This window comes from Massilia sp. SYSU DXS3249 (assembly GCF_053668055.1).
The window spans coordinates 89476-115709 of the sequence record NZ_JBSIPX010000002.1; the positions used below are offsets into that span (position 1 = coordinate 89476).

Sequence of the window (26234 nt, forward strand, 5' to 3'; positions counted from 1 at the left end):
TTACTCTTCCCAGTTAATCGTTCAATACTTCGTTTTTGCTGGCACACTCATCTCGCTAGTGTACCTGCGCTAACTCACTACGACTATCGTCGACGCTCCCTAGCTAAAATTCCCTTTAGCAAGCGGTCACCATTGCTTTGCTTTCCTGCGCCGTATGTGGCGCAGGAAAGCACGGCATGCTGGCAGGAGAGAAGCGGAACATGCTGATTCCCGTTCTTTAATTTCACTATCCTTGCCGCGGCTTGCCGGCTTATTGCATGCTCATCAGCACCGCTTTGCCCGGATCTGCGGGCACATCGCCTTCCATGACTAGAATGCGGCTGGCCGTGCCCTGCTTGGCGGAAAGGCTTCCGACGACTTCGCGCATTGGGCCGATGGCCGTGCCATTGGCCATGCCTTTCGGATTTGTCCTAAAACTGGCTACCGGCGTCGCCTGGCCGCTGGCGTACACCTTGTACACAGTTTCCGGCTTGAGCTTGTGCAGCGTTACCTCTAGCGCATCGGTAACACCCAAGTTGCGTGCCACGACCGATCCCGTTGCATCGCCGCTGCCCGCTTTAAGCGCGATGTTGAGTGGCTCGCTATTCGCGCGCGGACTGAGGTTGGCCTTGCCCCCCCCGTCGGGTGCTGCCTTCGAAACATAGACCAGTGCCTGTGGCGCTTGTCCAACCGGCACGCGCGCGATGACCTTGTTGCTGGCGCTGTCGATGACGTCAACCGCGTCGCCATTCTCGAGGCCGACGTAGAGACGGCTACTATCATCCGAGCTCCAGATTCCGTGAGGCAGCGCGCCAGTGGGGATGCTCGCCACCAGTGTCGGCGCGTTGCCGGTAGTGAAGACCTTAACGACGTTTTCGCCGCCCACCGTTACGTAGGCATGCGTGCCGCTGGCGGTCTTGACGAAGGCCAGGTGATTGGTGATGAAGCCGGTGTCGATCACGCCTTTGACAGCAAGCGTAGCGGTGTCAATGCGGGTGACCTTGCCGACGTCCTTATGGGTCATCCAGACTTCTTTGTTGTCCGGAGTGAACTGCAGGAAGGGTGAGAACGGGCTCGTCACCGGAATGCGCTTGACGACCTTGTGCGACTTGACGTCGATGACGTCGACGGTCGGGTTGAAGCTCGACACTACGAACGCGAGCTTACCGTTCGGATGGAACAGCACCATCCCGGGTCCGCCAGTTGTTTGGATACGGCGCTTTTCCTTGAACGTGGCTGGGTCGATCACCGAGATGTAGTCTTCGCCGCGCACCACGACCCAGACCTCACGCCCGTCGGCCGTGAAGAAACCCTCGTGCGGCGAGCGGCCGATGTAGGTCACGCCCTTGACCTTGTTGGTCGCGGTGTCGATGAAGGTGACTGAATTGGAGCCATTGGACACGACGAGCAGTGTCTTGTGGTCAGGCGAGAAGCCCAGCCCGTGCACGTTGATCTCGCCCTTATACAGTGGCGAGAGCACGTCGGGGCGCTGGTTGCCCAAGCGGATCTGGCCCAGCAGGGTATTCGTGGACGGGTCTATGACCGAGACAGTATTGCTGTTCTGGTCCGCGGTGTAGACACGATCCTGGGGGCCGGGAAGCGCGTATGCGGGCGTTGCCAGCGCGACGAGAGAAGCGAGGGCAATAGCAATTGAGGCGCTTGTGCTCGCTCGGCGGATTTCATTGGTGTACATGTGAGTCCTTTTCGGTGGAGGTCTTTTGCGGCTTGCTACGGGAGGCCTGGTAGCGTTGTAGCCAGGCCTGCATGATCTTGATTTCGTTTTGCTGTTCGACAATAATTCCTTGGGCCAGGTTACGAAGTCCTGGATCTTTGCTATGCACCAGGATGGCTTTGGCCATGTCGATGGCGCCTTGGTGATGCGGAATCATCATCGTGACGAAGTCGTGCTCTGGAACCCCATTGGTATTCGCGCGCCGCATGCCCTGGTCCATAATCGCCATGGCGTCGCCCGCCAGCGCCGCGTAGGGCCTGTCGCTACTGGCGACGAAGTAAGGTGGTGCGCTCCCACCATGATTGTGAAGTGGCGCTGGCTGGCCCTGAGCCGCCGCCGCAGTGCTCCAGAGTACTGCGGTAAACAGTTGCGAGAATTTCATACGGGTGTCTCCAGTTGTTCGTAGACGGCGCTTGCCACCCGCGCTAGTTCTCCCTTGTCGATGCCGGCAGAGAGCGCATAGCCAAATTTGCCGTCGATCCAGTAGAAGACGTTGACGGGACCTTCTGCAGCAAAACGGAAGCCCGTATCGCGGTTGTGCGCCTGTTCGTTAGAAACATACAGCGTGAGGCGCTGGCCAGTGCGGTCATGGTACATAAACTGGGCCACCGGGCCGCTGGTACCAGGCAACAGGCGTCCGCCGATGAGCTCGTAGCCCAGCTTGCCGAGACGCGGTGGATGAATCTTGCTGCCAAGCCGTTTCGATAGCCATGCGACCAACTGATCTTCCTGTTCTGCGCCGATTTCAACCGGGCGACGCACGTCGGGGCTGTACACCACATGAGCAACAGCGGCCTGATGCGCCAATCCCCTGGCTGGCTGGCTGAAGGCGGGACGGGTGTAATCGGACGCGAGCCGCGGGTCGTGGTCGGTTGCGCCGCGCAGTCCCCAGCCCGCGCCGCCGCCGAGGACGGCTATAGCCAGCCCCGCGGCCAGGTTTTGCCACCGCCACTGCCACCCAAGGCGCACTGGCGCACTAACGCGCGACGGCACGATTTCCTCGAGCACTGGATCGAACATGGCGTGCAGGGCTGCGTTCTGGGCCGCGTAGACTTGCAGCCGATCTGCTTCATCCGGGTGCGCTGCAAGATAGGCTTCGACTTCGGCCATGCGGGCAGAAGGGAGGCGGCCATCGACATAGGAGTGCAGGTCGGCTTCAGTAATGGGGAAGATACTCATTTGACGACTTTCAGGGCAACGACGGGGGCACGGCCTTCCATCAATACACGCAGTTTCTCGCGGGCGCGCGACAGCCGCGACATAACGGTCCCGACCGGGAGGCCCAGGGTCAGCGCCACGTCCTCATAGCGCATTTCTTCGAGTCCAACCAGCAGCAGAATCTCCCTATGCTCCTCCGGCAGCAGGCGCAACGCGGCGTCCAGGTCGCGCAGCTCGAGGCCGGCAGAGGCGCGTTCCGGCCCAGCGGTCTGGGGTGTCTCGTCGTCCAACGGTTCGGTTGGCACTTTGCGCCGCCGCCCCTGGTCGATACGCACGTTATGCATGATCGAGAACAGCCAGGCCCGCATGTCGCTGCCCGGCTGCCACGCAGCGAGCTGGGCCCAGCCACGTTCCACCGTGTCCTGCACCAGGTCGTCGGCGTCGGCGCGATCCCCGGCCAAGGCGCGGGCATAGCGCCGCAGCCTCGGGATACAGGCTAGGAGCTGCTCGCCGGCGTCAGGTGGCAAGGTTCGCATCGTTTCGTGGATCAGTTGGCCGCCGGCTTGGGATCGACCTGCCAGGTTTCGTTCACAAGCTTGCCGTCGCGGTAGGTCAGCACGTAGCGTACCTTGACCTGGATTTTCCCGTCGAAGCGTACGGTGGCAACCACTGTGGCGCCCTTCGGGTTGGCCGTTTCGTCGATGCCCATGACGGTCACGCGGGCCGGCCCGGCGGCAGCGCCGAACTTGTCCCAGACCGCGCCGATGGCTGCCGGGCCGGTGTAGATGCCGTCTAGAGGGCCACCGACCCAGGTCAAGCGGGCGTCGTCGGCATAGTCGCGCACAATGGCGGCACGCTCGCCCGCACCGACTGCTGCAATATGGGCTTGGGCGGCGTCGAGGGCCGGTCCGGCGAAGGCCGGATGTGCGACACCAGCAGTGATGGCAAGCAGAAGGGCAAGAGGTGAAGTTTTCATGATGGCTCTCTAGTGTGGTGTGAGGGAACGAACTGTTCCTACATGGGTGAACGGATCTGCAGCTCCTTTATTCCATTCCGGAGCAATTATTTTTTTCGGCTGCCCATCAGAGCAGCAGCCTGCCGTGGTTTCACTTGTACGAATTATGTTTTCGAACGTCGCGGTGGGACGGCTGGGTAGCGCTACGCAGCATAGAAACGTGCGCGCTGCAAGGTTAAGCTGCCTTGTAGGTAGGGTGCACAGGCGCACCGAAGACACCACTACCAGCACCAACTCCAAAGCAGTATCGCTGCTTAGGGCATGACAGACCCAGTTATCGCGTCCCAGACCATTGCAGCATTCCTCCATGCTCTGGAAGAAATGACGACACACAACTCGCCGCATGCTCTGGTCAAGGGAGCTACGAAGGACGCAGGCGAACAGAACCCCAAGTATCGGCAGCGTCGGCTTCTTACATTTCACACTGCAATTCGATAGCGCTAATTTGACTATGACTATCCAAATAGCCCGTGGAGGAACCAGCGTGGTTCTGGATCCTCGCCTGCTCCGGTGACTCGCTCCCGATAAACCCAGTACAAAGCGTGTTCTTGGCCTTCTGCAATCCAGTAATCTCTAGCAGCCGTATCTCCCCACCATCCTGCTTCTACGCGCTCTGGGCCTGACACCATTCTCAGTGGAGACCCGTAGAACGGCCTATGGTTTCGGACAAGCAGCGGAATTGGACTAACCAGCAGCCAGGTCGGTTGCAGCATGCTACTCAGATTTGGCGGAAGCTGGCCGGCAACTACCGCTTCCCGAACCTTCTCATGAATAGGAACCCACGCGTTAGCGACCTCGGGCCGATAATCAGCCACTGGCCGCACCTGACGAACCTTGTCCTTCCCAAGGCGTGCTACCAGCAGCTCGATCATGCGCACCTGGTCTTCCTCCGTGCCACCTGGCTCCGGGAAAAGCGACTCGGTCGGAGGCTCCATTGGCTGCAGCTGGATTGTCTGGAGCACCAATCCGATTACTGGAGCGTCCAGTACCAGTTTCCCGAGTCGCTCCTTCAGCAACCGCACAATGTGATCACTATGCCAAACCGGTTCAGCCAGCAGGATCTCAACTTCGGTCGGCGCCCGCGCAACACGACCGCGTTCGTGTTCGTGTTCAAGCTTGAGCGTAACGCCCTTTACTGCAAGCTGCATTGCACATAACCAACCGATTAGCTGCAAAACCAGGCGCTGCGCGCCGGCTAGCAATAGATCAGCATTTTCGATGCGATCAAAAAATTCCATTCGTGCGTCGAATTTTGTAGGCGCCTCGACCCATTCGAAGACCTCTGGAAGGCTGCCGAATGCGGAATCAAGGAAATCGAGTAATGCGCGGCCACATCTCCGTTGAAGACCAGGTCGCGGCAGCCGTTGCAAGTCACCGATCGTATCGCAGCCAATTCCTTCAAACCAGCTACTGTAGGGCCTTGCCGCTGGCACAACCATTACAGGAAGACGATACAACGCACGCCCTGATGACTGTTGCTTCAGAACACTGCCGCCGCCGGTTCGCGCGAGCATCCACGCTGCCCGAGCAGTAGGAGCACAGCTCAATTTTCCCGTGAACCCCAGACTACGAAGATCGGCACGAACGCGTCTACATACTGATCGGATACCACCGAACAGCCGCAAGCTGGCACCGATATCGAGTAGCAGCGTTGACTCTTCCGCGAGCGTCACTTGGGGCGTGTATTGCAGCATTGCCATCGCAACGGCCCGTAGTGCAGCGTCTTCACGTGCTGCCGTACGTTCGTGGATACGTGCATCGGGAGCCAGCATTAACACGCCACCGCGGCGCATCGCAGGTTTGATGCCGACCATTCGCGCGCTGCACGACATCGTTAGAACCTTCTCTCGCTCAAGGACAACTGTAATGCTGTCACTCGACCAGTTCGGTTCGAAGACCTCGAGCGGGAGCTGGGGTAGATGTAATCCGATCCACAGGCGCATGGCGATGAACAAAGGAGGGAGACAAGGGTAGGAACAGTGCAGTTTCGCGCTGTGGCCCACGACGTTTTAAGAAATCAATCTCGACACCGCCTCGCGCCGGCCGAACCCCTAGCCGAAGCAGTGCGGGTGAGGGATCTTGCGCTGCGGCGATCGGGCGGAACAAAAAGAATAGGCTCTCTCCGTCTGAAGCCGCTAAACACAAACGTCGTAGGCTCTCGTTTCGAACATGGCCAGGCCAAAACAAAAGCGCATGACACCCGCCGCTTCGGAGGACTTGTTCTGCAGCCCAGAGGGCGTCAGCTGTACGATCAGGTTGAACCCACGTGACTTGAGACGGGTTCAAGCCCATCGCAGCCAGGGCAATCGAATTTGGGACATGTGGCGGTTGAATGAGCATTACCCGGCGTTTCCCGGCCGCTGCCAGTGCAGGCTGTAGAAGCCTTAGTTCGCCTGTCCCGGGTTGACGCAAATGGAGCTCAACCATGCTACTAATCGGCCACCCTCCTCCTGGTAACTGGTCAGATAACACAGGAAACCCAGTGTCAACACAACGTGTGCTTGCATGACCGAGCTGCGAAGCACGCCATAACGACGGATGAATCGACTCCGGTGTCGAATGGCTCGTAGTCAACATACCACCTCCTCAGTACTGTATGCCCATACAGTACTTGGTTCATACGCTTTTAGCAAGGTGTCTACACTTCAACCGAGCGGCTGAAGCCGATATTACGTAAAGAAAAGACCCATTGTATCCACTTGGCAACAATTTAGGTGTCTAAAGATTAACTATTCGCTCAAGTACCCACTCGCAAGCAGGTCTACCTGCCAGCCTACGTCTACAAGAATCATCTATACAACCGTTAGATCTTCATACGCCAACAAGCCATCGATGTTCAACCTTCACAACATTGAAAAAACTAGTTGGGCAGCTATTATTTAAATACCTAGCATGCTTAACCCAAGCCCTACAACGAATCTTTAAAAATCAAAATTTTCCTAAATAGGAACAGTTCATTTAGGAAGTATAGTCGGACGGCAATTTATCACCTAAACACGCGACAAGGATGCGAGACAAATGTCGAGGAAACGATATACGCGCAACGAGTCAGACATCCAAGAACTGCTGAGACGCGGGCGGGGGAAAGGGGTCAGGGAAAATTACCTCCCATACTTATTCGTTCGTGATGTTCCCAGTTCCGGCCGATCACATCGGATATACGGACGACGCAGTGGACGCGTACATCATCTTTTGTCCGACATAGAATATGCCCATTATTTGACCTTTGACAGCGACAACGCGGTTGCAGACATTAGAGAGCAATTCGCATTAGACCGAACAGAAACGATCAGAATAGCATCGACTCTCGGATTCAGGCACCCTAGAGATCCACGGAGCGATACAAATTTAGTTATGACTACAGACTTGGTCGTGACATACAAACGCAATTCGGTATACGCCGACACAGCTTTTTCAATAAAGCCAGCATCTCAATTATCTAATCGCAGAGTATGCGAAAAACTAAGGATCGAGGAAACCTATTGGACAGAAAAGAACGTTTCCTTCCGAATACTAACTGAGCAAGATATTCCACTCCATTTAAAACGTAACCTGCAATGGCTGAGGCAATATCAAAACCTGCATCTTTTCGCAGAGCCGTCTCCAGGGCATTATAAAGATTTAGCTGAGCACTTACTAATATGCCTTTCGCACCTAAATATACCAGGCATAACACTTTGCGAAGTCTGCAAATTGCTCGATGAACATCTTGCATATGAAACTGGCTCGCATTTGATGATAGCTCGACACATGCTCTCGACACGCATATTTATAACAGAACTAAATCGTGAGCAATTATGGAATACTCCAATTTCAGAAATTAAAATAAATAGCTGTCTTCGAGCAGAGAATTAATCAATGGACGCTTTAATAAGGAACACTGTATTCAAGCTCTCATCTACCGGCGAACTTCGTCGTGTTCTGTACGTCTCGAGCGAAAAGGACTATATCGTTACTATAGTACTTAGCGGTCGCCGCCGATCTCCATCTATACATAAGTACGATGAATGGATGAGCATGATAACCAACGGCTCACTTGCGGTTTGCGAGGATCCGTATCTAGATCTTCCATTCAACCATGCACTAACTGCATCAATGAAATCGCGACAAGCAAAAGCTTGGGCGGCAATCGAACCTATAGTCAGAGACGTCCCTGCTATCTTCGATTCACATTACCGTAATCAACAAATTACTATTCGTGCAAAAGAGGTTGAGTGCCACAATGATAGTATTCGAGACTGGCTAAACGAATACTGGCAACAGGGATGTACCCCATCAGTACTTCTCGGCAGAAGAAATAACTGCGGAGCTCCCGGCAGAATAAAGCCAACAAGAACCACGTCAGGCACTGATAACAATCAACACAGCATCCTAGAAATTAAACGCGGTGCTCCCCGTTCGATAACCGCCGGAGTGGGATTAAACATATCCGAAGAGCATCGTCGATTGATATGCATAGCGACCAATGTCTTTTATAAGAAGAATAAAAAAGCGACCTTGAAATATGCATATCTAAAAATGATTCGTCAGTATTACCCTGATAGTATCCGGATTAATGAAAACAAAAAAATCGAAATAATACTTCCGGATACTGTACCAACATACCAACAATTCATATATTGGCACAACAAAGAAAATTCAAAATACGATGAAATTCGAGCTAGAGAAGGCAAACTACATTTCGAAAAGACACTACGCCCCCTACTGGGAAATAGCACATTTGAGTCGATTGGCCCAGGTTATCGCTATCAAATCGACGCGACAATTGCAGATGTCTATTTAATCTCTAGAATAGACCGCAGTACGATCATCGGACGCCCTGTGATGTATGTTGTTATCGACGTCTGGTCACGATTAATCGTCGGACTATATATAGGCATAGAAAATGCCTCATGGACCACAGCCATGATGGCGATCCACAACGTAACATTAAACAAAGTCGACTATTGTGCAAAGTTCGATATAGATATTCAACCATATGAATGGCCAGACACTTCGCTTCCGAGTGTTTTACTGGGCGACCGCGGTGAAATGCTTTCCAAACAATCCGATAGATTGGCCGAACTACTGGGCATTGAAGTTGAAAACACACCGCCATACAGAGCAGATTGGAAAGGAATAGTCGAGCGGCAATTTCGACTGCTTCCAGCGAAGTTCGCTGCTGACGTTAAGGGTTATGTCCAGAAAGACTTTAATCAGAGAACAGGGCCAGATTATCGCCTAGACGCCTGCCTGAACCTTCACGAATTTACAAAAATAGCCATACATTGCGTACTTGAGCATAACGCTACTCCAGTTGGCGGATATCCTTTGGAGAATGTGATGATAGCCGAAAAAGTTCCTGCCATTCCCAATGAATTATGGGCATGGGGGATAAAAAACCGGATGGGAACATTAGTACGCCATTCTGAGAATAGGCTCCTGTTCGCCCTTTTACCTACAGCCGAAGCCAGTGTTACCCCCAAAGGCATTTATTTTCTTGGAAGAAATTACTATGCCTCTGCATTAGACAAGCAGGAATGGCTCAGTAAAGCACGACATAAAGGCCGTTACAAAGTCGTTATTTCATATCACCCACATAACTTGGACATAATATTGCTTCACAACCCAGCCCATCGAGACCGGTTCACGTCATGCACACTCCTGAGCAACGACAGTTCGGACCACAATCTATATATCGAAGAGCTTGTGGCAAGATTGGCGAAAAGCGCCAAGACGACTGCAAGCAGGGTATTTGAAACAGTAAGCATACAGATGACGCATCAAAAGGCTGTAGAAGATATCGCAGCATTTGCGAACGCAGAAAAAGAAAAAGAAAAAGAAAAAGACACGTTTTTACCGCAGCAGAGCAAGAAGTCGAGAATTTCGAACATTCGTACTTATAGAGCAGTCGAAAAGGTTCTGCACAGAGTTATAGATAGGGGCTTAAAATCTAAGACATCGCCAGAGCCGTGTGCAGAAGAAGAGTCGGCATCAATAAAACCAGCCCGCATTAAGCCCTTCGCGCGAATTCCTATATTCTCACGTGACGACAAACAGGCGAAATAAAATCATCTAAACGCACGAGTAGGTGGACCAGCGATTGTCTTTAGAATTTATGATTAAATTGCCATTACATATCCAATGACCAGTCAACATATCTTTGACCACAGGCCAAATGATTCAAGACATGCCGATGACACAGCGAACGTCGGGGCCAAATGTGTTATTGCCCAGTATACTCGAAGCGAAATTCCTGAGTATATAGGAAACGTATTTATTGAAGCCTTAGGTCCGATACCATCGAGTCACCAACTCGCTACTTTGATGACCAATCACCCTCCATACGACCCGCTTGATCGGGAAAAACCCGATCATATACGTAAGCACCTAATGTTGAGGCTTAAGCGCTTTTACGAACCGCTCACGGAGCAAAATTCGATTGCTCAAACACTCGGAGAAATGGTGCGTAGTGGGTATATAAACCGGAACCCGTCTACTCCGCAGTTTAAAAGATTTTTACAACAATCGTATCTACAACGCCAAAACCTTGATATTGTCGAGCAAATACCTGACATTGAGCCGATGTGCGACTCATACGCAGTTATCGGTGTGTCCGGAGTCGGAAAGTCGCGATTGACGCGCCGAGGACTTTCTCAATTCCCATCATTAATCTGGCATCCAGCACTGAGGATATACCAGATACCTTACATTATTGTTGAGTGTCCTTACAATGGTACCGTACGACAGCTGGCGATGAATTTCTTTAACGAACTCGACAAAATCGCTAGTACCTCCTACGAAATCCGGTTTACAAAACGGAAGATGACGGTCGAGGACTTGATAAGAGAAATTAATGCAGCAGCCCATCTTTTCGGAATCGGTTTGATCGTGATTGATGAGATTCAACATGCTAAAGCAGCTTCAGGTACAGCTGGCGAAACGAGATTCTTGAACTTCCTAGTTAGATTTGTAAATACATCGATAGCACCTGTAGTACTTATCGGCACAATGTCTAGCCTTGAAATGCTTCAATCAGACTTTCGACAGGCTAGGCGTACTATCGGTGCTTTATTACGTAATCATCAAAAAGACGACGAGTGGAACCATTTCTTGGAAAGCATGTGGGTCTATCAGTGGACAAGAATTCCCACACCACTTACAGAAGAGCTGAACAACGCAATGTATGAACGGACCCAGGGCGTCCTAGACCTAGCAGTAAAGCTCTATCAATATGTGCAACGTCGAGCGATCGACTGTCAAATTGAGAAAATTTCGGTCGACATGATACACGTGGTTGCCGATGAAGATCTTACCCGTGTAGCGCCTATGGTCGAAGCGTTAGCTTCAGGGGACTACCCAAAACTGGCTCGTTACGGAGACTTAACGATGCCTGAATTCGACAGTGCAAAGTTTCCCACTACCTCTGGCATGCCTAGCACCGGAAACTTGCAGCAATTACTCATGGCTTTAAAAAACTAAACAAATCATTCCGTCCCATGAATGTCTGATAGCGATACTCATCGTTTACGTCGACGAATACAGTCTAAAACCTTCACAACCCGTGGAAAAATGCTATGGGAATCGGCTACTTTCCCGCGCTTTATCCGGACGAATTGCTCAGCAGCGCGGTTGCTCGGTATCGAATCCACACAATGGCAAGCTTTGATGCGCATGTGAATAAAGAGCTTTACGGTAGGCCACAATTTCACACATCCACTGCACTACCACGAGGGCTTAAAGCGCTTCACACGCTTATTGAACCTTTTATAGGTCTTTCATTAGACGAATTGGTTAATCGCGCCACTCTTTACCCATACTACTTTGCCTTAACTAATAAAGAAGTTAGCACCCGTATACTAAGCAAAATGCTACAAAAGCGCGCAGGTCAGCGTGGGCAACACCGTGTTGGAGGAACAGAGCCGTCGGTAACTAGGGTAAAGCTATGCCCGAGCTGTTTAGACGAGGATATTGCGTATTTTGGTGAGGGGTACTGGCACAGGACGCATCAGATCAGCTGCGTACATTTCTGTGAAAAACATGCTACTGAACTCATTGAGGCGATAATACCCAACGGCCCTAGAAAATCCATCCCAGCCTTGACGCCTCATGTCGCAGCGCAGCGTTATCTTCCGATCCTTACTGAACGAACCAGGCAAAGGCTCATCGAAGTATCACGCTTAGCCAGTCAATATTTGCACCAATCGATAATTTACGATCCAACCGTATCCAGGAAATCACCTCCAAAAGCATTTCGAGATTTATATGAGCTTGGACAGCACTTAAATACGGTAAACATAAGACGAGACTATTTAAATTACTTCGGGGAGCAATCCCTTGAAATACTGGACATTCCACTCAATCCAAATGCGAATCTCGATTACATTAGAGACATTTTCAATCGTCGCTGGACAACGACTAAGCGTCTCGCAATGGAACTGTTTCATCAAGAGTTTGTTATTCCACACAGCGCCCGTGTAATAAGCAGACGTTATGCGCAAGAAAAATTAAGTATTCGCACATGGAAGTGTCAAAATCCTGCAGCACCGCATTTCGGTCAACGCGTAATTACAGATGTTCGCTTGGTGAAGGGGTTTGAGAAAAACCGCGGCATTGTGTTCAGATGCACTTGTGGCTATCACTTCTATATCCGCTCAAACACTTGGAATTTCGGTAGTGAGCCCACGGTAAAAAAGGTTTTCGAATTCGGAGATATTTTCATTAACACTGTGCGCGAATTAGCCAGCCAAGGCGTTAGAAACCCGGAGATCGCACGGCGACTTAACATTTCATCGAATATTGTGAAGAACATCTGCGACCCAAGCTATGATTTGCGGCTGACGCGCAGGCATGGCATAGAGGAGGCAAGATTTGCAAGTCGTCTGAAAAGCACGCAGTATGTAGCAAAAAAGCGAGGGGATTTAATCGACAGTTCCTCTGACGATGCGATGGCCGCGTTGATTGATGAAGCTGCAAAAAAGCTGCTTACGCAGAGCCCACCGATGCAAGCTACTGCCAGCCGCATTCTTGAGTTAGCCGGTATCGGTACGCTACGCCTATTCAACAAACCCTATTGTCTCGCCGCCATTTCTGCGGTCCAGCGTCATACTGAGACTGCGTCTACCTTCCGATCACGTCAAGCCGAGTCGAGGTGCAATGCCATAGGTCAATCAGAACAGTGATCATTTTTTTCATTTACTGAATTAATAAAAACAGCTCATCAAGTATCGGACGGTGAAATTTTTGCCATTTAAGGTTTTCACTTTCGGACGTCTTGCGCCTCTAGTGCGTCCAGATATTCGTGAGAATTTTTTTCATTTGCTACAGCAGCGCCCCGCAACTGCCGCTGCGCAGCACCTGCTCGGCCGCCCACAGCGCATCCGCCCCGCGCTCGGCGCGCAGCCAGATCAGCTGGGACGGCGGCACGCCGAGCGCGGCCAGGGCGAGGGCCTGCGGCGGATGAGGCGGCTGCAGCAGCACGATGCGGCGCGCGGCGGCGGCGGCCAGCGCCGGGCGCAGCAGGCGCATTTCGCCGATGCCCGGCTGCTGCAGGAGCAGGTCGATGAGGGTGCCGGTCGGCCAGCCGCCTCCGGGCAACTGCTTCGACAAGGCCGGATGCCCGCTGTCGACACAGCGCGTGCCCGCATGCGCCAGCTGCGAAGCGCGCCAGAGTGAAGGGTGCAAATCCTCCGGTGCGGAAATGGGTTCTGAACAAGACATAATCGGCGCGCATTGCTCGGGCAATGCAAAAGTACTGGATGTTTATACAGTACTCGTTTGTTCAGCTTTTGGCAAGATGTGGCCAGTTTGAACACACGCAAGCTTGAGGCCCCACCGAGGTCTTTCTTGCATCCGGGACAACCTTCCTCGTACACTGCGCCTTGACCAGGCCAGCTGTTCGGCCACAACCATTTGGCACATTGTTGTCATTCACAGGAGAGCGCAACATGAACATTCCTTTCTCGGGCGGGTGCGCATGCGGAGCGGTCCGCTACACCGGCGCGCGCGAGCCCATCGCCATGATCAACTGCCATTGCACGGACTGCCAGCTCTCGAGCGGCGCGCCTTTCGCGTCGGGCATCGTCGTCATGACTGCCGACCTCGAGATCAGCGGTACGCCGAAGACCTACGCGGTGCGCGCCAGCAGCGGCGGCCTCGCCACGCGCAGTTTTTGCGCCGATTGCGGCACGCCCCTGTTCACGCAAAGCGACGCCAATGCGCACTTCACGTCCATCCGCTTTCCTTCGCTGGACGATGCGTCGACCTTCAAGCCCATGCTCGACATCTACACCGCCAATGCGCAAGCGTGGGTTTGCCTCGATCCGGCCATTCCCCATTTCCCCCAGTCGCCCCAGCAGGCGCCGGTACCGGAAGCCTGAGCGGGCGGAACACGGGGGCGGCTTGCTGTATCATCCCGCTCCTGAAAACGAAAGCCGCACATGCTCATCATCACCATCAAGCAGGGCAAGGAAAAAAGCATCCTTGCCGGGGACCCGTGGATCTATGTCTCGGCCATCGAGAAGGTCGAGGGCAAGCCCCAGGAGCGCAACAAGCCGGGCGCCACGGCAATCGTGCAGTCTTCCAGCCGCCGCTTCCTGGCCCGCGCCGCCTACAACGCCAAGTCGCAGATCGCCGCCCGCATCTGGACCCTGCGCGAGGACGAGCCGGTCGACCACGCGATGATGAAGCGGCGCGTGCAGGCCGCCGTGGCGCGCCGTGCCGATGCCCTGCGCAACGCCGATCCGCAGGCACTGGTGCAGCTGGTCGACGGCGAACAGGACGCCCTCCCCGGCCTGCTGGTGCACAGTTATGGCTGCACTGAGGGCTATCTGGTCTGCCAGTTCAATGCCGGCGGCGTCGAGATGTGGAAGGTGCCCATCGTGCAGGCGCTGCTCGCCGCCACCGGCTGCCGCAACGTCTACGAGCGCTGCGACCAGCTGCTGCGCAAGGGAGAAGGACTGCACGTGCTGTCGCGCGCCCTGGTCGGCGACGAGCCGCCCCAGCGCCTGATGGTGCGCGAGGGCGGCAGGCTGGCGCCGATGGACATCCGCACCGGCTTCACCTATCCACGCTAAGCGCTGAGTTACAAGGCCGGGATCAGCACCTTGTCAATAACATGGATCACGCCATTGCTGGCCCTGACGTCGACCGCGACGATGCTGGCCGGGACCGCCGTCGTATCGCGGATGGTCGGCGGCGTGCCCGCCGTGAACACCAGGTTTTGCGCGGCCACCGTGGCGACGGGCGTTCCGAACGGGATTTGCGTCGAGAGCACCTGGCCGGGTACGACGTGATAGGTCAGCACCGTGCGCAGCTGGGGCACGCTCAGGTTTTGCGGTGCGGCGGCAAAGGCCGCATTCGTGGGCGCGAAGACCGTGAAGGGACCGCTGCCGCCCAGGGTGCCTTGCAGGTCGGCGGCGACGACCGCAGTCACGAGCGAACTGAAGAGCGGATTGGCCTGGGCCATCTGCACGACGGTCAGCACGCCCGGCGGCACCAGCACCTTGTCGATCACGTGGACGACGCCGTTGCTGGCCATGACGTCCGGGGTCGTGACGGTGGCCGTCGTGAGGGCGGCGTCGGTGATTTTCACGCCGCTGGCGAAATCGAAGCGCAGGCTGGCCGCCATGCCGCCGAACGAGTACGTGGTCGCCTGGGTCGCCCCGCCCGCACGCAGGTCGGCAGCCGGCTTTTTGCTACCCAGCACATGGTAGGTCAGGATGCTTTGCAGCGCGCTGGCGGGCAAGGCGTTGACCATCGCCGCCGCATCGGCAAAGCCCAGCCGTCTCGCCAGGTCGGTAAAGGCCTGGTCGGTCGGCGCGAAGACCGTCAATTGGGCATTCGGATCGCCGAGCGTGCCGGCGATGCCGGCCTTGGTCGATGCCGTCAGCAGCGCATTGAAACCCTGGTCCCTGGCCACCTCGGCGATCGTCGGCATCGGCGGATCGTCGTCGTCGCTGCTTCCGCAGCCAGCCAGCGTCGTCGCCAGCGCGACGACGGCCAGTCCGAACTTCAAGAAATGTCGTACTTTCATGTGGCTCTCCGAATGGGTTGATTGATCGTGCGCCGACCCGGCCTTGTCCTCGGATACCCGTGCCTGGCCTGCCAAATATACGCACGGCGTCCCGGAACAAGAAGGCGCGCACGCTACAAAAGCGGGTCAATCCAGGGTCGCCGGCAATATGAATCTCGCACCGGTAGCGCCTGTCGAACCTGCTATATTTCTCCTGCCCTTACCGCACGCCGATCCGCGCAGCTTTCGCCGGCGCACAACCCTGGAGAACCACGATGCGCCCCGCACTCTTCCTCGCCGCCTGTGCCTTCCTCCTCCCTCTAGCTGCATGGAGCGCTAGTTCGGCGACGACGGCGGCGGCGGCGGCGGCGGTGCCGGCACCGGTCGAGCGGCTGGTGCGGAATGGGATGGCGGAGCGCGGGGTACAGGGGCTGGCACTGGCCGTGATCGAGGACGGCCGGGTCGCCTACACCGGCAGCTGGGGCCTGCGCAACGCCGCCGGTCAGCCGCTGACGCCGGAGACGGTGATGTACGGCGCTTCGCTGACCAAGATGGTGTTCGCCTACACGGTCATGCAACTGGTGCAGGAGAAAAAACTGGACCTGGACCAGTCCATCTCGCGCTACCTGCCCAGGCCCCTGCCCGACTACGCCAACGAGGCGGGCTACGCCCCCTGGCAGCACCTCGCCGGCGACGAGCGCTGGCGCAAGCTGACGCCGCGGATGCTGCTCACCCATTCCTCGGGCTTCGCCAACTTCGCCTTCGTCGAACCCGACGGCAGGCTGCGCTTTCATTTCGAGCCGGGCTCGCGCTACGCCTATTCCGGCGAGGGCCTGATCCTGCTCCAGTTCGTCCTCGAGCGCGGCCTGGGATTGCAGCTCGGCGCCGAGATGCAGCGCAGGGTATTCGACCGTTTCGGCATGCGCAGCACCAGCATGACCTGGCGCCCGGATTTTGCCGCCAACCTCGCGGACGGCTGGAATGCCGAAGGCAAAACGGAGCCCCACGACCAGCGCAGCCGGGTGCGCGCCGCCGGCTCCATGGACACGACGATCCAGGACATGGCCCGCTTCGCGGCCGGCTTCATGCGCGCCGAAGGGATCGACCCGGCGGCGCGCGCCGACATGCTGCGGCCCCAGCTGGCGATCGGTACGGCGACGCAATTCCCCAGCCTGCAAGCCGAACTGCCGCCGGCAGAGCGGCATCCGACCCTGGCGGCCGGGCTGGGCGTCATCACGTTTTCCGGCCCCCAGGGCAAGGGATTCTTCAAGGGCGGACACAACGACACGACCGGCAACATGCTGGTCTGCCTGGAACAAGGGCGCCGCTGCGTGGTCCTGCTCGCCAACGATGTCCGGGCCGAGGCGCTGTTTCCCGCCATCGTGCGGCAGCTGCTGGGCGAGACCGGCCTGCCCTGGGCCTGGGAATACGGTGCCATGGCACAGGCCCCTGCCAGATAAGCAGCCCTGGCAAGCCGTCGCGCCGCGTGCTTGTTCCTGGCAAAAGGTGAAATAATGCTGGTTCATTCATTATCCAACCAGCAATGACACCACTTTTTTCCGGAATTCGCGCATGACCACCATCCAGCTGGTCGGCGCCATCCTGTTCGCCTGCGCCCTCGTCCACACTTTCTCGGCCAAGGGCTTCGAGAAACTCGCGGACCGTTATCCCCGCCATGAAGGCCTGTTCCACCTGCTGGGCGAAGTCGAGGCCGTGTTCGGTTTCTGGGCCTTCGTCCTGATCGTGGCCATGGCCTTCCTCGCCGGCGGCGACGCCGCCATCGATTACGCCGAGTCGCGCCAGTTCACCGAACCCCTGTTCGTGTTCACCGTCATGGTGATCGCCGCGTCCAGGCCCATCCTCGACGCCGTGCGCTCGCTGCTGCGCACCCTGGCGCGGCTGGCGCCGGTGCGCACCGAAGTGGCCCTGGCCTGGCTCGGCCTGGCTTTTGTCCCCCTCTGCGGCTCCCTGATCACCGAGCCGGCCGCGATGACGCTGGCCGCGCTGATGCTCGCGCCCCAGGTGTTCCGCCCGGGCATACCGGAAGCGCTGAAGTACGGCGCGCTGGGCGTGCTGTTCGTGAACGTCTCGATCGGCGGCACCCTTACCTCCTACGCGGCGCCGCCGGTGCTGATGGTGGCCGGCACCTGGGGCTGGGACAGCGCCTACATGTTCACCCACTTCGGCTGGCGCGCCGCCGTGGCCGTCATAATCAACGCGACCGTCATTACGCTGCTGCTGCGGCCGCACCTGAAGCCGGCCACCGCCGACGACACCACCACGGTGCCGCTCAAGGTGTCGGTCATCCACCTGGCCTTCCTCGCCGCCGTGGTGCTGCTGGCGCACCACCCGGTGCTCTTCCTCGGCCTGTTCCTGCTCTTCCTCGGCTTTACCCAGGCTTACCAGCGCCACCAGGATCCGCTGATCCTGAAGGAAGGCCTGCTGGTCGGCTTCTTCCTCGCCGGCCTCGTGGTGCTGGGCGGGATGCAGCAATGGTGGCTGCAGCCGATCGTCTCCAGCCTGGGGCCAACCGCCCTGTTCTTCGGCGCGCTGGGCCTGACCGCCATCACCGACAATGCCGCCCTCACCTACCTCGGTTCGCTGATCGCGGGGCTGTCCGAGCAGGCCAAGTACATGCTGGTCGCCGGCGCGGTCGCCGGCGGGGGCCTGACCGTGATCGCCAACGCGCCCAACCCGGCCGGGGCGGCGTTGCTGAGGCGCGGCTTCGAGGACGAATCGATCGGCACCCTGGGCCTGCTCGGCGGCGCACTCGGGCCGACGATCGTGGCCGCCATCTTATTTTTGATCTAAGGAAGCGAACATGGACGAGACCCTATTGATCGGCAAGACGGGCACCATCGAGCGTTGCTGCCGCCGCGCCCGCGAAGAGTACGAGAAGGATCCGACGACTTTTGTCGGCGACCTGACGCGCCAGGATGCGGCGACCCTGAACGTGCTGCGCGCCTGGGAAGCAGCGGTCGAGATGGGCGACCACGTGATCGCCGAAGCCGGGCTCGGGGTGCCGCAGGACGAACGCGAAGTCATCACCCTGCTGGCCGAGAACGGCTGGATCGAGCCCACGCTGGCCGAGGACCTGAAGCGTACCGGCGAATTCTGCCGCGCCGAATGGGACCACCAGGCCGCGCCCCTGCCGGCCCTGGTGACCATCCTCAAGCGCGGGCTGGACGATTTCGGGGCCTACAGCCAGGCCTTATTGGCCGGCGCCGCGGCATCGTAAAAAAGCGTCAGATAAACAGCTTGTCCCGCGCCGCGGTGCTGATCGCCACGGTCGCCGGATGGCTCATGCGGCGCTCGGTCGTGATCGCATAGACCTCCTCGACCACGCCGCTGACCTGGCCCAGCGCGACCACCTGGTATTGGCCGCTCACCTGCGACGCGATGGCCGCCGGCGCGAAAAACACGCCCGCACCGGACTGGCCGAACGCTTTCATCATGGCGCTGTCGTCGAACTCCCCCACCACGTTCGGATGCACCTCGTTGTGCTCCAGCCAGCGCAAGAGGCGCTGGTGGATCGCAAAATCCTCTCCCGGCAACAGCAACGGCGCGTTATGCAGGCAGGCCGGGAAATCCCCGCCCAATTGCTCGGCCAGCGCCGGCGTGGCGAAGGCCGTCATCGGGCTTTCCCCGAGCAGGTGGTTATAGGCACGTACGCTGAAGTGGGCAGGGATGGGCCGGTCGGCGATGACCAGGTCGAGCCGGTGGACCGCCAGGTCCGCCACCAGGCTGTCGAGCCGGCCCTCACGGCAAATCAGCTTGACCGGTTCGCGCAGCTTGAGGGCCGGCTCCAGCAGGTGGCAGGCGATGAGCTTCGACACCGAATCGGCGCAACCGACGCGAAATGAGATCGTCGTGGCGAAGGTCTTGTCGCGTACGAGTTCGAGCAGCTCGTCGCCGGTATTGAAGATGTCTTCGGCATAGCTCACGATCCGGCGGCCGGTATCGGTCAACTCGAGGTTGCGCCCGGAGCGGCGAAACAGTTCCACCCCGAGGGTGTCGGCGAATTCGGTCAGCTGTCCGGAGATCGATTGCGGCGTCAGGTGGAGCTGCGCGGCTGCCTTGGCGATGCTGCCGGTTTTCGCCACCATCCAGAAATAACGCAGGTGCTTGTAGTTGAGTGAAGACACGGTCAGGCTCCATACATCGAAAAAGTCGAATCGAGATGCAACTATAATCGATTTGTACGATGTGTCGAGCGACCTTATAGTGAAGCTTCATTTCAACGGGAGAACTACCATGCGTATGACCATCCAGACCAGCGGCTTCGACATGACCAGCGCCCTGCGCGCCTACACCGAGCAACGCCTGGCGACCGCGCTGGGCTGGGCGCGGGAGCACATGCGCAAGCTGGTCGTCTGGCTTTCCGATATCAACGGTCCGCGCGGCGGCGTCGACAAGCGCTGCAAGATCCAGGTCCAGCTTGCCGGCGGCCGCGAAATCATCATCGACGACGTCGAAGCCGACCTGTACGCGGCCATCGACCGCGCCGCGGACCGCGCCGACCGCGCGGTGGTCAGGCAGGTCGAGCGCACGCGCCACTTCGCCCATACCCGGCTGCCGGCCAAGGGAACGGCGCCCGAGGCCGAGGACGACGATGCGCAGGACCGCCTCTTCACCCACTAATGCACTGGAGCCTTGAATGAATGGTTTGGAAAGTATTGCAAGCGGCCCCATGTGGGCTGCGTTTGTCGGCTTCGTCGTGATCATGCTTGCCCTCGACTTGTTCGTCTTCGGGGGCAACAAGGCGCATAAGGTCAGCGTCAAGGAAGCCGGCATCTGGTCCCTGGTCTGGGTCAGCCTGGCGCTGCTGTTCAACGGCGGCCTGTGGTGGTACCTGAAGGGGACGGTCGGGGCCGAGATCGCCGACCAGAAGGCGCTCGAGTTTTTCTCGGGCTACCTGATCGAGAAAGCCCTGTCGGTCGATAACGTCTTCGTGTTCCTGCTGATCTTCACCGCCTTCCAGGTGCCCCAGCAATACCAGCGCCGGGTTCTGATCTACGGCGTACTGGGCGCCATCGTGATGCGCGCCATCATGATCAGCGCGGGCGCATGGGTCGTGAGCGAATTCAGCTGGGTGCTCTACCTGTTCGGCGCATTCCTGCTGTACACCGGCCTGCGCATGCTGGTGGCCGTCGACAAGGAACCGGATGTGGCAAACAATCCCGTGCTGCGTTTCGCACGCAAGCATTTGAAGGTGGCCGAAGGCGACCACGGGGAGAAGTTCTTTGTCACCAAAGGCGGTATGCGTTACGTGACGCCGCTGTTCCTCGTCCTGATCCTGATCGAGGTGACGGACCTGGTGTTCGCGGTGGACTCGATCCCGGCCATTTTCGCCATCACGACGGACCCGTTCATCGTGTTCACGTCGAACATGTTCGCGATCCTGGGCCTGCGCGCACTGTATTTCCTGCTCGTGGACGTGGCTGACCGCTTCCACCTGCTCAAGTACGGCCTGGCGATGGTGTTGACCTTCATCGGTACCAAGATGCTGATCATGCCGTGGTACCACGTGCCGGTGCAGGCTTCGCTGACGGTGGTGGCGGTGCTGATTGCAGGCAGCTGTATCGCCAGCCTGTTCATCACGCAGAAGGATGGCGGCAAGCAGTCGTAAAAGCCGCTTGAGTTGGAACGCCGCTTCGATGCACATCGGAGCGGCGTTTTTTTGTCCGGGTTCTGCCGGCGTTCGAAACCGGCTCTTTATTGCCCGCCCAGCAGCTCCTGCACCAAGCGCGCCATCTCATCCAGGCGATAAGGTTTCTGCAGCAGCGGCACGCGGCGGAAGATGTCCTCGTCCCCGACGTCGCCCGGATAGCCGGACGCGAACAGCACTTTCGCCGCCGGCAGGTGCTCGGCAGCGGCCAGCGCCAGGTCCTGGCCGCGCGTCGTCCCCGGCATCACGATGTCGGTGAACAGCAGGTCGATCGGCAGCTTCCGGCGGATCAGGGCCAGCGCGCTCTCGCCGTCCGCCGCTTCGAGCACGCACAAGCCCAGCTTGCGCAGGATTTCGACGCTGGCCGCGCGCACCAAGGCCTCGTCCTCGACGACCAGGACGGTATGGACGGGTGCCGCGGGAGCGTGTGCCGGCAGAGCGCCTTCGGCCAGCGGGAAGGACAGCGTCACGCACGTCCCCTCCCCCGGGGTGCTGGACAATTCGATATGGCCGCCGCTCTGCTTGACGAAACCGAAGGCCAGGCTCAGCCCGACGCCGGCGCGGCGGCTGCCGGCCTTGGTCGAGAAGAAGGGTTCGAAGGCGCGCCGCTGCACCTCCCGCGTCATGCCGGCGCCGTTATCGCGCAGGCGGATGCGCAGGCAGGGAGTCCCCTCGGTGCCGGGCATGCTGCCCGGCCCTGCCTCGATCGACAGCATACCGCCCGGTTCCATCGCCTCGGCCGCATTGCGCGCCAGGTGCAGCATGGTGTTCCTGAATTCGGCCTGGTCGAGCGACACCAGGGTCTCGGCGCCGTCGACCGACAGGTTCAGGGCGCGTCCTTCCAGCGCTTGCTGCAGGTCGCCTTCCATCCCGCGCAGCAGCGCGTCGATCCGGACCGTGGCCGGCTGCAGGCGCTGGCGCCGCGCGAAGGCCAGCAGCTGGGTCGCCAGGCCGGCGCCGCGGCGGATGCCTTCGGCCGCCGCATCGAGGCGGCGTACCGTCGGCTCGTGGGTCCGGTGCGCCACCCTCAGCAACTGCAAATGTCCGCCGATCAGCTGCAGCACGTCGTTGACGTCCTGCGCGATGCCGCCGGTGAGCTGGCCGAGCGCTTCCATCTTCTGCGCCTCGTGCAGCGAGGCCTGGGCCGCGGCCAGTTCGCGCGTGCGCTGCAGCAGGGCGGCCTGGCTGTCGTCCAGCGCGCGCCGCGCCTGGTCGCGCTCGACGATGGTGCGGTAGGCGCGCGAATGCGCCCGCGCCCGCGCCGCCAGCTCGATCCGGTCCGGCCATTTGACGAGGTAATCCATGGCCCCGGCCGCGAAGCCCTCGGCCTTGGTGTGCGGGTTGTCGTTCGAGGAGACCATGATGACCGGCACATCCGCGAGACGGGGGTGCTCTTTCAGCGCGCGGATCACCTCCAGCCCGCCGATCATCGGCATGTGCAGGTCGACCAGGATCACGGTCGGCGCGCAGGCCTCGGCCACCGGAATCGCCCGGGCCGGGTCGTCCAGGTAGTCGATGTGGATGCCGGGCTCGCCGGCGAGCATGCCCTGCACGAGGTCGGCATTGAAGGGCTGGTCGTCGATCAGCAGGAGGCGGGTGTCGGTGGTCTGGTTGGGCATCGGATGCGTCGTCGGGAAGGGGATCAGCCGCACAGGGCCGGAGGCGTCGGCGCCGCCAGGTCGTCGATGCTCAGCTGCAGCTGCAGCAGGTCGTAGGGCTTCGGCAGCAGCGTGATGCCGCTTCCTTCGGGCAGGGCGATGCTGCCGCCCTCGCCCGAGGCCAGGATCACCTTCAGCGACGGGCGCAGGGCCAGCGCCCTGGTCGCCAGTTCGATGCCGGACATGCCGGGCAGGTTCAGGTCGGTGAAGAGGAGATCGATCTCGCGCTCCTGCAGCAGCGCCAGCGCATGTTCGGCGGAGGCGCTGCCGCTTGCCGCGTGCCCCAGCGCGACGAGCAGCTCGCAGGCCAGTTCGCGCGTGTCGGCATCGTCCTCGACGACCAGGATGGTGCGCCCGTCCGGCGCATCCGGGATGGCGGGCGCGGGGGCCGTCGACGGCATCGACGACATCGGGGCTGGAGCGGCCTCCTCCCCGGCCGTGTCGACACCGCCACTGCCCAGGCACTGGCGCACGGCCTGCGCGAGCTGGGCGCGGCTGTAGGGCTTGGGCAGCAGCTCGATGCCGGCCTCGACGGCACCGTCGCCCAGGTGCCCCGAGGTCAGCAGGATACGGGTGGCGGGCGCCAGCGCGCGGCACTGTCCCACCAGGGCGGCGCCATCGACCGCGCCCGGCATCGACAGGTCGGTGAACAGCAGGTCCACCGCCGCGCCGCGCAGGATCGCGAGCGCCTGCTCGCCGTCGCCGGCGCCCAGCACCCGGTAGCCCAGCCCCGCCAGGATCTCGGTGGTGGACGCGACCACGGCCGCATCGTCGTCGACCACGAGGACGGTTTCGCCGGCACCATGCACGCTGACGCCGGCGCCGCCCTCGTGCTGCTGCGCTTCGCCATGCGCGCGCGGCAGGTAGATGCGGATCGTGGTGCCTTGGCCGGCGCGGCTCTCGATGCGGATCTCGCCGCCGCTCTGCTTGACGAAGCCGTACACCATGCTCATGCCCAGGCCGGTGCCCTTGCCCGGCGCCTTGGTGGTGTAGAAGGGATCGAAGATCTTGGCCAGCACCTCGGGCGGCATGCCGCAGCCGGTATCGGTGATCGCCAGGCAGACGTGCTCGCCACCCGGCGTGCCGTCGAGACGCGCATTGGACAGGGCGATCGCCAGCCGGCCCTCGCCCGCCATGGCGTCGCGCGCGTTGATGGCCATGTTCAGGATGGCGTTCTCGAGCTGGTTGCGGTCGACCTCGGCGTTCCACAGCTCGGGGGCGCTGTCCAGCGCGACCTCGATGCGGTCGCCCAGCGCGCGCGCCAGCAGCGACGCCATGTCGGCCAGCAGCGCGCCGAGGTGGGTCGCGACCGGCAGCAGGGGCTGGCGCCGCGCGAACGCGAGCAGCTGGAACGACAGCTTCGATCCGCGTTCGACGGCGGCCACCGCGCTGGCCAGGCGTGCGGCCAGGACGCTGTTCACGCCGTCGAGCTCCATCAGCTGCAGGTTGCTCGAAATGATTTGCAGGACGTTGTTGAAATCGTGGGCGACCCCGCTTGCCAGCTGGCCGACCGCTTCCATCTTCTGCGCCTGGCGCAGCGCTTCCTCGACCTTGAAACGCTCGGTTTCCTCGAGCGCGACCTGGCGTTCCAGCGCGCCGTTCAGTGCGCGCAACGCGCTCTCGGCCTGGCGCAGGTTGTCCTCGGTGCGCTTGCGCTCGGTGATGTCGAAAGCCACGCCGAGGTAGCGCTGCACGCCTTCCACGGTCGAGGCCACAGGCTGGCCGCGGCGCGCGATCCAGCGCCGCTCGCCGGTGTCGGCGCGGATGATGACGAACTCGGAGTAGGCGATCGGATTGGCTTCGCTGTCGAGCCGTGCCGGCCCCGCCAGGTGCGCGTAGGCGGGGTCGACGTGGCGCACCAGCAGGGCGGCGTCGATGTGGGTGTCGGGCGCGAAGCCCCACAGGCGGCGATAGGCGTCGGAGACGACGACTTCGCCCGTTGCCGGATACCACTCGAAGGTGCCGATCTCGCCCGCTTCCTGGGCCACGCGCAGGCGTTCCTCGGTCAGCGCGTGGTCGGTGACGTCGACTCCTTCCACAAAAATGCCGTAGACGTTTCCGGCGCCATCCCTGAGCGGCTGGTAGACGAAATCGATGATGCGGCGCACCGATGGGCCGCCGTCGTCGCTGTCGATCTGCACGTCGATGCCCTGGCCGTGATAAGGCTCGCCCGTCGCGCGCACCCGGTCGAGGATGGCGGTGAAGCCCTGCTCCACCATTTCCGGCAGCGCCAGGCGCACCGGCTTGCCGACCACCTGGCGATGCTGCACCAGCTTCAGGTAGGCGTCGTTGGCCAGCTCAAAGACATGATCGGGCCCGGTGACCACCGCCATGAAGCTGGGCGCCTGGCGGAACAGGGCGTTGAGGAAATCCATGTCCCCGGCCAGCTGGCGGTTGGCCTGCTCGAGCCGCACGCGCAAGGCGTCGAGGTCGGCGTTGGCCTGGCGCAGGTGCTCTTCCTGGCGCGCGCGCTGGCGCTCGCCCTCGATGCGCGCCGTCGTCTCGATCACGGTCGAGATCGCCCCGCGCACGCGGCCCTCCTCGTCGACGACCGGCGAGTAATACAGGTCGAACCAGGCGTCTTCCGCGCCGCCGTCGCGCTCGAGCACGAAATGGCGGTCGCGGAAGACCCGCTCCCGGCCCGCGTAGCAGGCGTCGTAGACGCTGTCGTTGAAGGCGCGCGCTTCGGGCCAGGCGTCGGACACCGCCACGCCGAACATGGCGGGATGGCGCACGCCGGCAATACCCGCATAGGCATCGTTATAGATCAGGACGCGATCCTCGCCCCAGACCACCACCATCGCGACCGGCGAACGCAGCACCATGTCGACCATGCTGCGCAGCGCCTGCGGCCAGGCGTGCGTGGGACCGAGGGACGTGTTGCTCCAGTCGTGGCTGCGTACCAGGGCGGCGGTCGCGCCACCACATGCCGGCCAAACGATCGTGCTCATATGTGCCTTACGTGGTGGAGGTTGGAGGATCGCCGGGGAGTCGACGGGACGAAATCAAGGGCAACAGTGTATCACCGGAAA

22 protein-coding genes and 1 pseudogene are annotated in these 26234 nt (G+C 59.5%); 11 read left to right on the forward strand and 12 right to left on the reverse strand.

Annotated elements, in window-relative coordinates; genetic code table 11:
- Window positions 1-250: 250 nt before the first annotated feature.
- The 7 genes from ACWCIA_RS02650 to imuA all read right to left on the reverse strand — a co-directional run bounded on the left by ACWCIA_RS02650 (window position 251) and on the right by imuA (window position 6461).
- A complete protein-coding gene (locus ACWCIA_RS02650; RefSeq protein ID WP_454160719.1) occupies window positions 251-1672 on the reverse strand; it encodes a YncE family protein in 1422 nt (473 codons plus the stop codon).
- Complete coding sequence (locus ACWCIA_RS02655; RefSeq protein WP_454160720.1) at window positions 1659-2093, reverse strand: DUF305 domain-containing protein; 435 nt, start codon at window positions 2091-2093, stop codon at window positions 1659-1661. Before ACWCIA_RS02655 ends, ACWCIA_RS02650 begins: the two co-directional genes overlap by 14 nt.
- On the reverse strand, window positions 2090-2890 hold the full coding sequence (locus ACWCIA_RS02660; protein WP_454160721.1) for an anti-sigma factor family protein: 801 nt from the start codon (window positions 2888-2890) through the stop codon (window positions 2090-2092). Before ACWCIA_RS02660 ends, ACWCIA_RS02655 begins: the two co-directional genes overlap by 4 nt.
- On the reverse strand, window positions 2887-3405 hold the full coding sequence (locus tag ACWCIA_RS02665) for an RNA polymerase sigma factor (RefSeq protein ID WP_454160722.1): 519 nt from the start codon (window positions 3403-3405) through the stop codon (window positions 2887-2889). Before ACWCIA_RS02665 ends, ACWCIA_RS02660 begins: the two co-directional genes overlap by 4 nt.
- A gap of 11 nt (window positions 3406-3416) precedes the next feature.
- Complete coding sequence (locus tag ACWCIA_RS02670; RefSeq protein ID WP_454160724.1) at window positions 3417-3845, reverse strand: nuclear transport factor 2 family protein; 429 nt, start codon at window positions 3843-3845, stop codon at window positions 3417-3419.
- Between the two features lie 494 nt (window positions 3846-4339).
- Window positions 4340-5827: a Y-family DNA polymerase gene (locus ACWCIA_RS02675; protein ID WP_454160726.1), complete on the reverse strand. Its 1488-nt coding sequence runs from the start codon at window positions 5825-5827 to the stop codon at window positions 4340-4342.
- Window positions 5757-6461, reverse strand: coding sequence for a translesion DNA synthesis-associated protein ImuA (gene imuA, locus ACWCIA_RS02680; protein ID WP_454160727.1), 705 nt, complete (start codon window positions 6459-6461; stop codon window positions 5757-5759). The genes ACWCIA_RS02675 and imuA overlap by 71 nt, the downstream gene beginning before the upstream one ends.
- A 441-nt stretch (window positions 6462-6902) precedes the next feature.
- On the opposite strand from imuA, the gene ACWCIA_RS02685 reads away from it, so the two are divergent.
- The 4 genes from ACWCIA_RS02685 (at window position 6903) to ACWCIA_RS02700 (ending at window position 13045) form a co-directional block, all read left to right on the forward strand.
- Window positions 6903-7739, forward strand: a complete 837-nt coding sequence (locus tag ACWCIA_RS02685; RefSeq protein WP_454160728.1) for a TnsA endonuclease N-terminal domain-containing protein — start codon at window positions 6903-6905, stop codon at window positions 7737-7739.
- A gap of 156 nt (window positions 7740-7895) precedes the next feature.
- Window positions 7896-9932: a Mu transposase C-terminal domain-containing protein gene (locus tag ACWCIA_RS02690; protein ID WP_454160729.1), complete on the forward strand. Its 2037-nt coding sequence runs from the start codon at window positions 7896-7898 to the stop codon at window positions 9930-9932.
- Window positions 9933-10007: 75 nt separating this feature from the next.
- Window positions 10008-11345, forward strand: a complete 1338-nt coding sequence (locus ACWCIA_RS02695) for an ATP-binding protein (protein ID WP_454160731.1) — start codon at window positions 10008-10010, stop codon at window positions 11343-11345.
- Between the two features lie 95 nt (window positions 11346-11440).
- Window positions 11441-13045: a TnsD family Tn7-like transposition protein gene (locus ACWCIA_RS02700; protein WP_454160733.1), complete on the forward strand. Its 1605-nt coding sequence runs from the start codon at window positions 11441-11443 to the stop codon at window positions 13043-13045.
- A gap of 142 nt (window positions 13046-13187) precedes the next feature.
- On the opposite strand, the pseudogene ACWCIA_RS02705 reads toward ACWCIA_RS02700, so the two are convergent.
- Window positions 13188-13583 (reverse strand): annotated as a pseudogene (locus ACWCIA_RS02705) (translesion DNA synthesis-associated protein ImuA); the annotation flags it as partial.
- Window positions 13584-13810: 227 nt separating this feature from the next.
- On the opposite strand from ACWCIA_RS02705, the gene ACWCIA_RS02710 reads away from it, so the two are divergent.
- Window positions 13811-14242 carry a GFA family protein gene (locus ACWCIA_RS02710; protein ID WP_454160735.1) on the forward strand — a complete coding sequence of 144 codons (432 nt, stop codon included), beginning with the start codon at window positions 13811-13813 and terminating at the stop codon, window positions 14240-14242.
- 60 nt (window positions 14243-14302) lie between these two features.
- Window positions 14303-14938, forward strand: a complete 636-nt coding sequence (locus ACWCIA_RS02715) for an SAM-dependent methyltransferase (protein WP_454160737.1) — start codon at window positions 14303-14305, stop codon at window positions 14936-14938.
- An 8-nt stretch (window positions 14939-14946) separates the two neighbouring features.
- Here the strand turns inward: ACWCIA_RS02715 and ACWCIA_RS02720 are convergent, their stop codons facing one another.
- Entirely contained in the window at window positions 14947-15897 is a 951-nt protein-coding gene (locus ACWCIA_RS02720; RefSeq protein WP_454160739.1) for a fasciclin domain-containing protein, read from the reverse strand.
- A 254-nt stretch (window positions 15898-16151) separates the two neighbouring features.
- Between ACWCIA_RS02720 and ACWCIA_RS02725 the strand changes: the two genes are divergently transcribed.
- The 3 genes from ACWCIA_RS02725 (at window position 16152) to hepT (ending at window position 19114) form a co-directional block, all read left to right on the forward strand.
- Window positions 16152-17336, forward strand: a complete 1185-nt coding sequence (locus tag ACWCIA_RS02725) for a serine hydrolase domain-containing protein (protein WP_454160741.1) — start codon at window positions 16152-16154, stop codon at window positions 17334-17336.
- A 112-nt stretch (window positions 17337-17448) separates the two neighbouring features.
- Entirely contained in the window at window positions 17449-18687 is a 1239-nt protein-coding gene (locus tag ACWCIA_RS02730) for a putative Na+/H+ antiporter (RefSeq protein WP_454160743.1), read from the forward strand.
- A gap of 10 nt (window positions 18688-18697) precedes the next feature.
- On the forward strand, window positions 18698-19114 hold the full coding sequence (gene hepT, locus ACWCIA_RS02735) for a type VII toxin-antitoxin system HepT family RNase toxin (RefSeq protein ID WP_454160745.1): 417 nt from the start codon (window positions 18698-18700) through the stop codon (window positions 19112-19114).
- Between the two features lie 7 nt (window positions 19115-19121).
- Here hepT and nhaR read toward each other — a convergent pair whose 3' ends face one another.
- Window positions 19122-20021: a transcriptional activator NhaR gene (nhaR, locus tag ACWCIA_RS02740; RefSeq protein WP_454160747.1), complete on the reverse strand. Its 900-nt coding sequence runs from the start codon at window positions 20019-20021 to the stop codon at window positions 19122-19124.
- Between the two features lie 109 nt (window positions 20022-20130).
- On the opposite strand from nhaR, the gene ACWCIA_RS02745 reads away from it, so the two are divergent.
- The gene (locus tag ACWCIA_RS02745; protein WP_454160749.1) at window positions 20131-20517 is read left to right on the forward strand and encodes an HPF/RaiA family ribosome-associated protein; all 387 of its coding nucleotides are present in this window, start codon (window positions 20131-20133) and stop codon (window positions 20515-20517) included.
- 16 nt (window positions 20518-20533) lie between these two features.
- The gene (locus ACWCIA_RS02750; protein WP_454160751.1) at window positions 20534-21505 is read left to right on the forward strand and encodes a TerC family protein; all 972 of its coding nucleotides are present in this window, start codon (window positions 20534-20536) and stop codon (window positions 21503-21505) included.
- Window positions 21506-21591: 86 nt separating this feature from the next.
- Here the strand turns inward: ACWCIA_RS02750 and ACWCIA_RS02755 are convergent, their stop codons facing one another.
- Both ACWCIA_RS02755 and ACWCIA_RS02760 read right to left on the reverse strand, forming a co-directional pair.
- Window positions 21592-23163: a response regulator gene (locus ACWCIA_RS02755; RefSeq protein WP_454160753.1), complete on the reverse strand. Its 1572-nt coding sequence runs from the start codon at window positions 23161-23163 to the stop codon at window positions 21592-21594.
- Window positions 23164-23186: 23 nt separating this feature from the next.
- Window positions 23187-26153, reverse strand: a complete 2967-nt coding sequence (locus tag ACWCIA_RS02760; RefSeq protein ID WP_454160754.1) for a response regulator — start codon at window positions 26151-26153, stop codon at window positions 23187-23189.
- Window positions 26154-26234: the final 81 nt, after the last annotated feature.

Bases quoted from the DNA above. Each gene is read 5' to 3' on its own strand.
- ACWCIA_RS02700 (WP_454160733.1), top strand. From the start codon at position 11,441: ATGGGAATCGGCTACTTTCCCGCGCTTTATCCGGACGAATTGCTCAGC.
- ACWCIA_RS02710 (WP_454160735.1), top strand. From the start codon at position 13,811: ATGAACATTCCTTTCTCGGGCGGGTGCGCATGCGGAGCGGTCCGCTAC.
- ACWCIA_RS02685 (WP_454160728.1), top strand. From the start codon at position 6,903: ATGTCGAGGAAACGATATACGCGCAACGAGTCAGACATCCAAGAACTG.
- ACWCIA_RS02730 (WP_454160743.1), top strand. From the start codon at position 17,449: ATGACCACCATCCAGCTGGTCGGCGCCATCCTGTTCGCCTGCGCCCTC.
- ACWCIA_RS02715 (WP_454160737.1), top strand. From the start codon at position 14,303: ATGCTCATCATCACCATCAAGCAGGGCAAGGAAAAAAGCATCCTTGCC.
- hepT (WP_454160745.1), top strand. From the start codon at position 18,698: ATGGACGAGACCCTATTGATCGGCAAGACGGGCACCATCGAGCGTTGC.
- ACWCIA_RS02750 (WP_454160751.1), top strand. From the start codon at position 20,534: ATGAATGGTTTGGAAAGTATTGCAAGCGGCCCCATGTGGGCTGCGTTT.
- ACWCIA_RS02650 (WP_454160719.1), bottom strand. From the start codon at position 1,672: ATGTACACCAATGAAATCCGCCGAGCGAGCACAAGCGCCTCAATTGCT.
- ACWCIA_RS02655 (WP_454160720.1), bottom strand. From the start codon at position 2,093: ATGAAATTCTCGCAACTGTTTACCGCAGTACTCTGGAGCACTGCGGCG.
- imuA (WP_454160727.1), bottom strand. From the start codon at position 6,461: ATGTTGACTACGAGCCATTCGACACCGGAGTCGATTCATCCGTCGTTA.
- ACWCIA_RS02720 (WP_454160739.1), bottom strand. From the start codon at position 15,897: ATGAAAGTACGACATTTCTTGAAGTTCGGACTGGCCGTCGTCGCGCTG.
- ACWCIA_RS02665 (WP_454160722.1), bottom strand. From the start codon at position 3,405: ATGCGAACCTTGCCACCTGACGCCGGCGAGCAGCTCCTAGCCTGTATC.
- ACWCIA_RS02725 (WP_454160741.1), top strand. From the start codon at position 16,152: ATGCGCCCCGCACTCTTCCTCGCCGCCTGTGCCTTCCTCCTCCCTCTA.
- ACWCIA_RS02755 (WP_454160753.1), bottom strand. From the start codon at position 23,163: ATGCCCAACCAGACCACCGACACCCGCCTCCTGCTGATCGACGACCAG.
- ACWCIA_RS02675 (WP_454160726.1), bottom strand. From the start codon at position 5,827: ATGCGCCTGTGGATCGGATTACATCTACCCCAGCTCCCGCTCGAGGTC.
- ACWCIA_RS02670 (WP_454160724.1), bottom strand. From the start codon at position 3,845: ATGAAAACTTCACCTCTTGCCCTTCTGCTTGCCATCACTGCTGGTGTC.
- ACWCIA_RS02760 (WP_454160754.1), bottom strand. From the start codon at position 26,153: ATGAGCACGATCGTTTGGCCGGCATGTGGTGGCGCGACCGCCGCCCTG.
- ACWCIA_RS02745 (WP_454160749.1), top strand. From the start codon at position 20,131: ATGCGTATGACCATCCAGACCAGCGGCTTCGACATGACCAGCGCCCTG.
- ACWCIA_RS02695 (WP_454160731.1), top strand. From the start codon at position 10,008: ATGACCAGTCAACATATCTTTGACCACAGGCCAAATGATTCAAGACAT.
- ACWCIA_RS02690 (WP_454160729.1), top strand. From the start codon at position 7,896: ATGAGCATGATAACCAACGGCTCACTTGCGGTTTGCGAGGATCCGTAT.
- ACWCIA_RS02660 (WP_454160721.1), bottom strand. From the start codon at position 2,890: ATGAGTATCTTCCCCATTACTGAAGCCGACCTGCACTCCTATGTCGAT.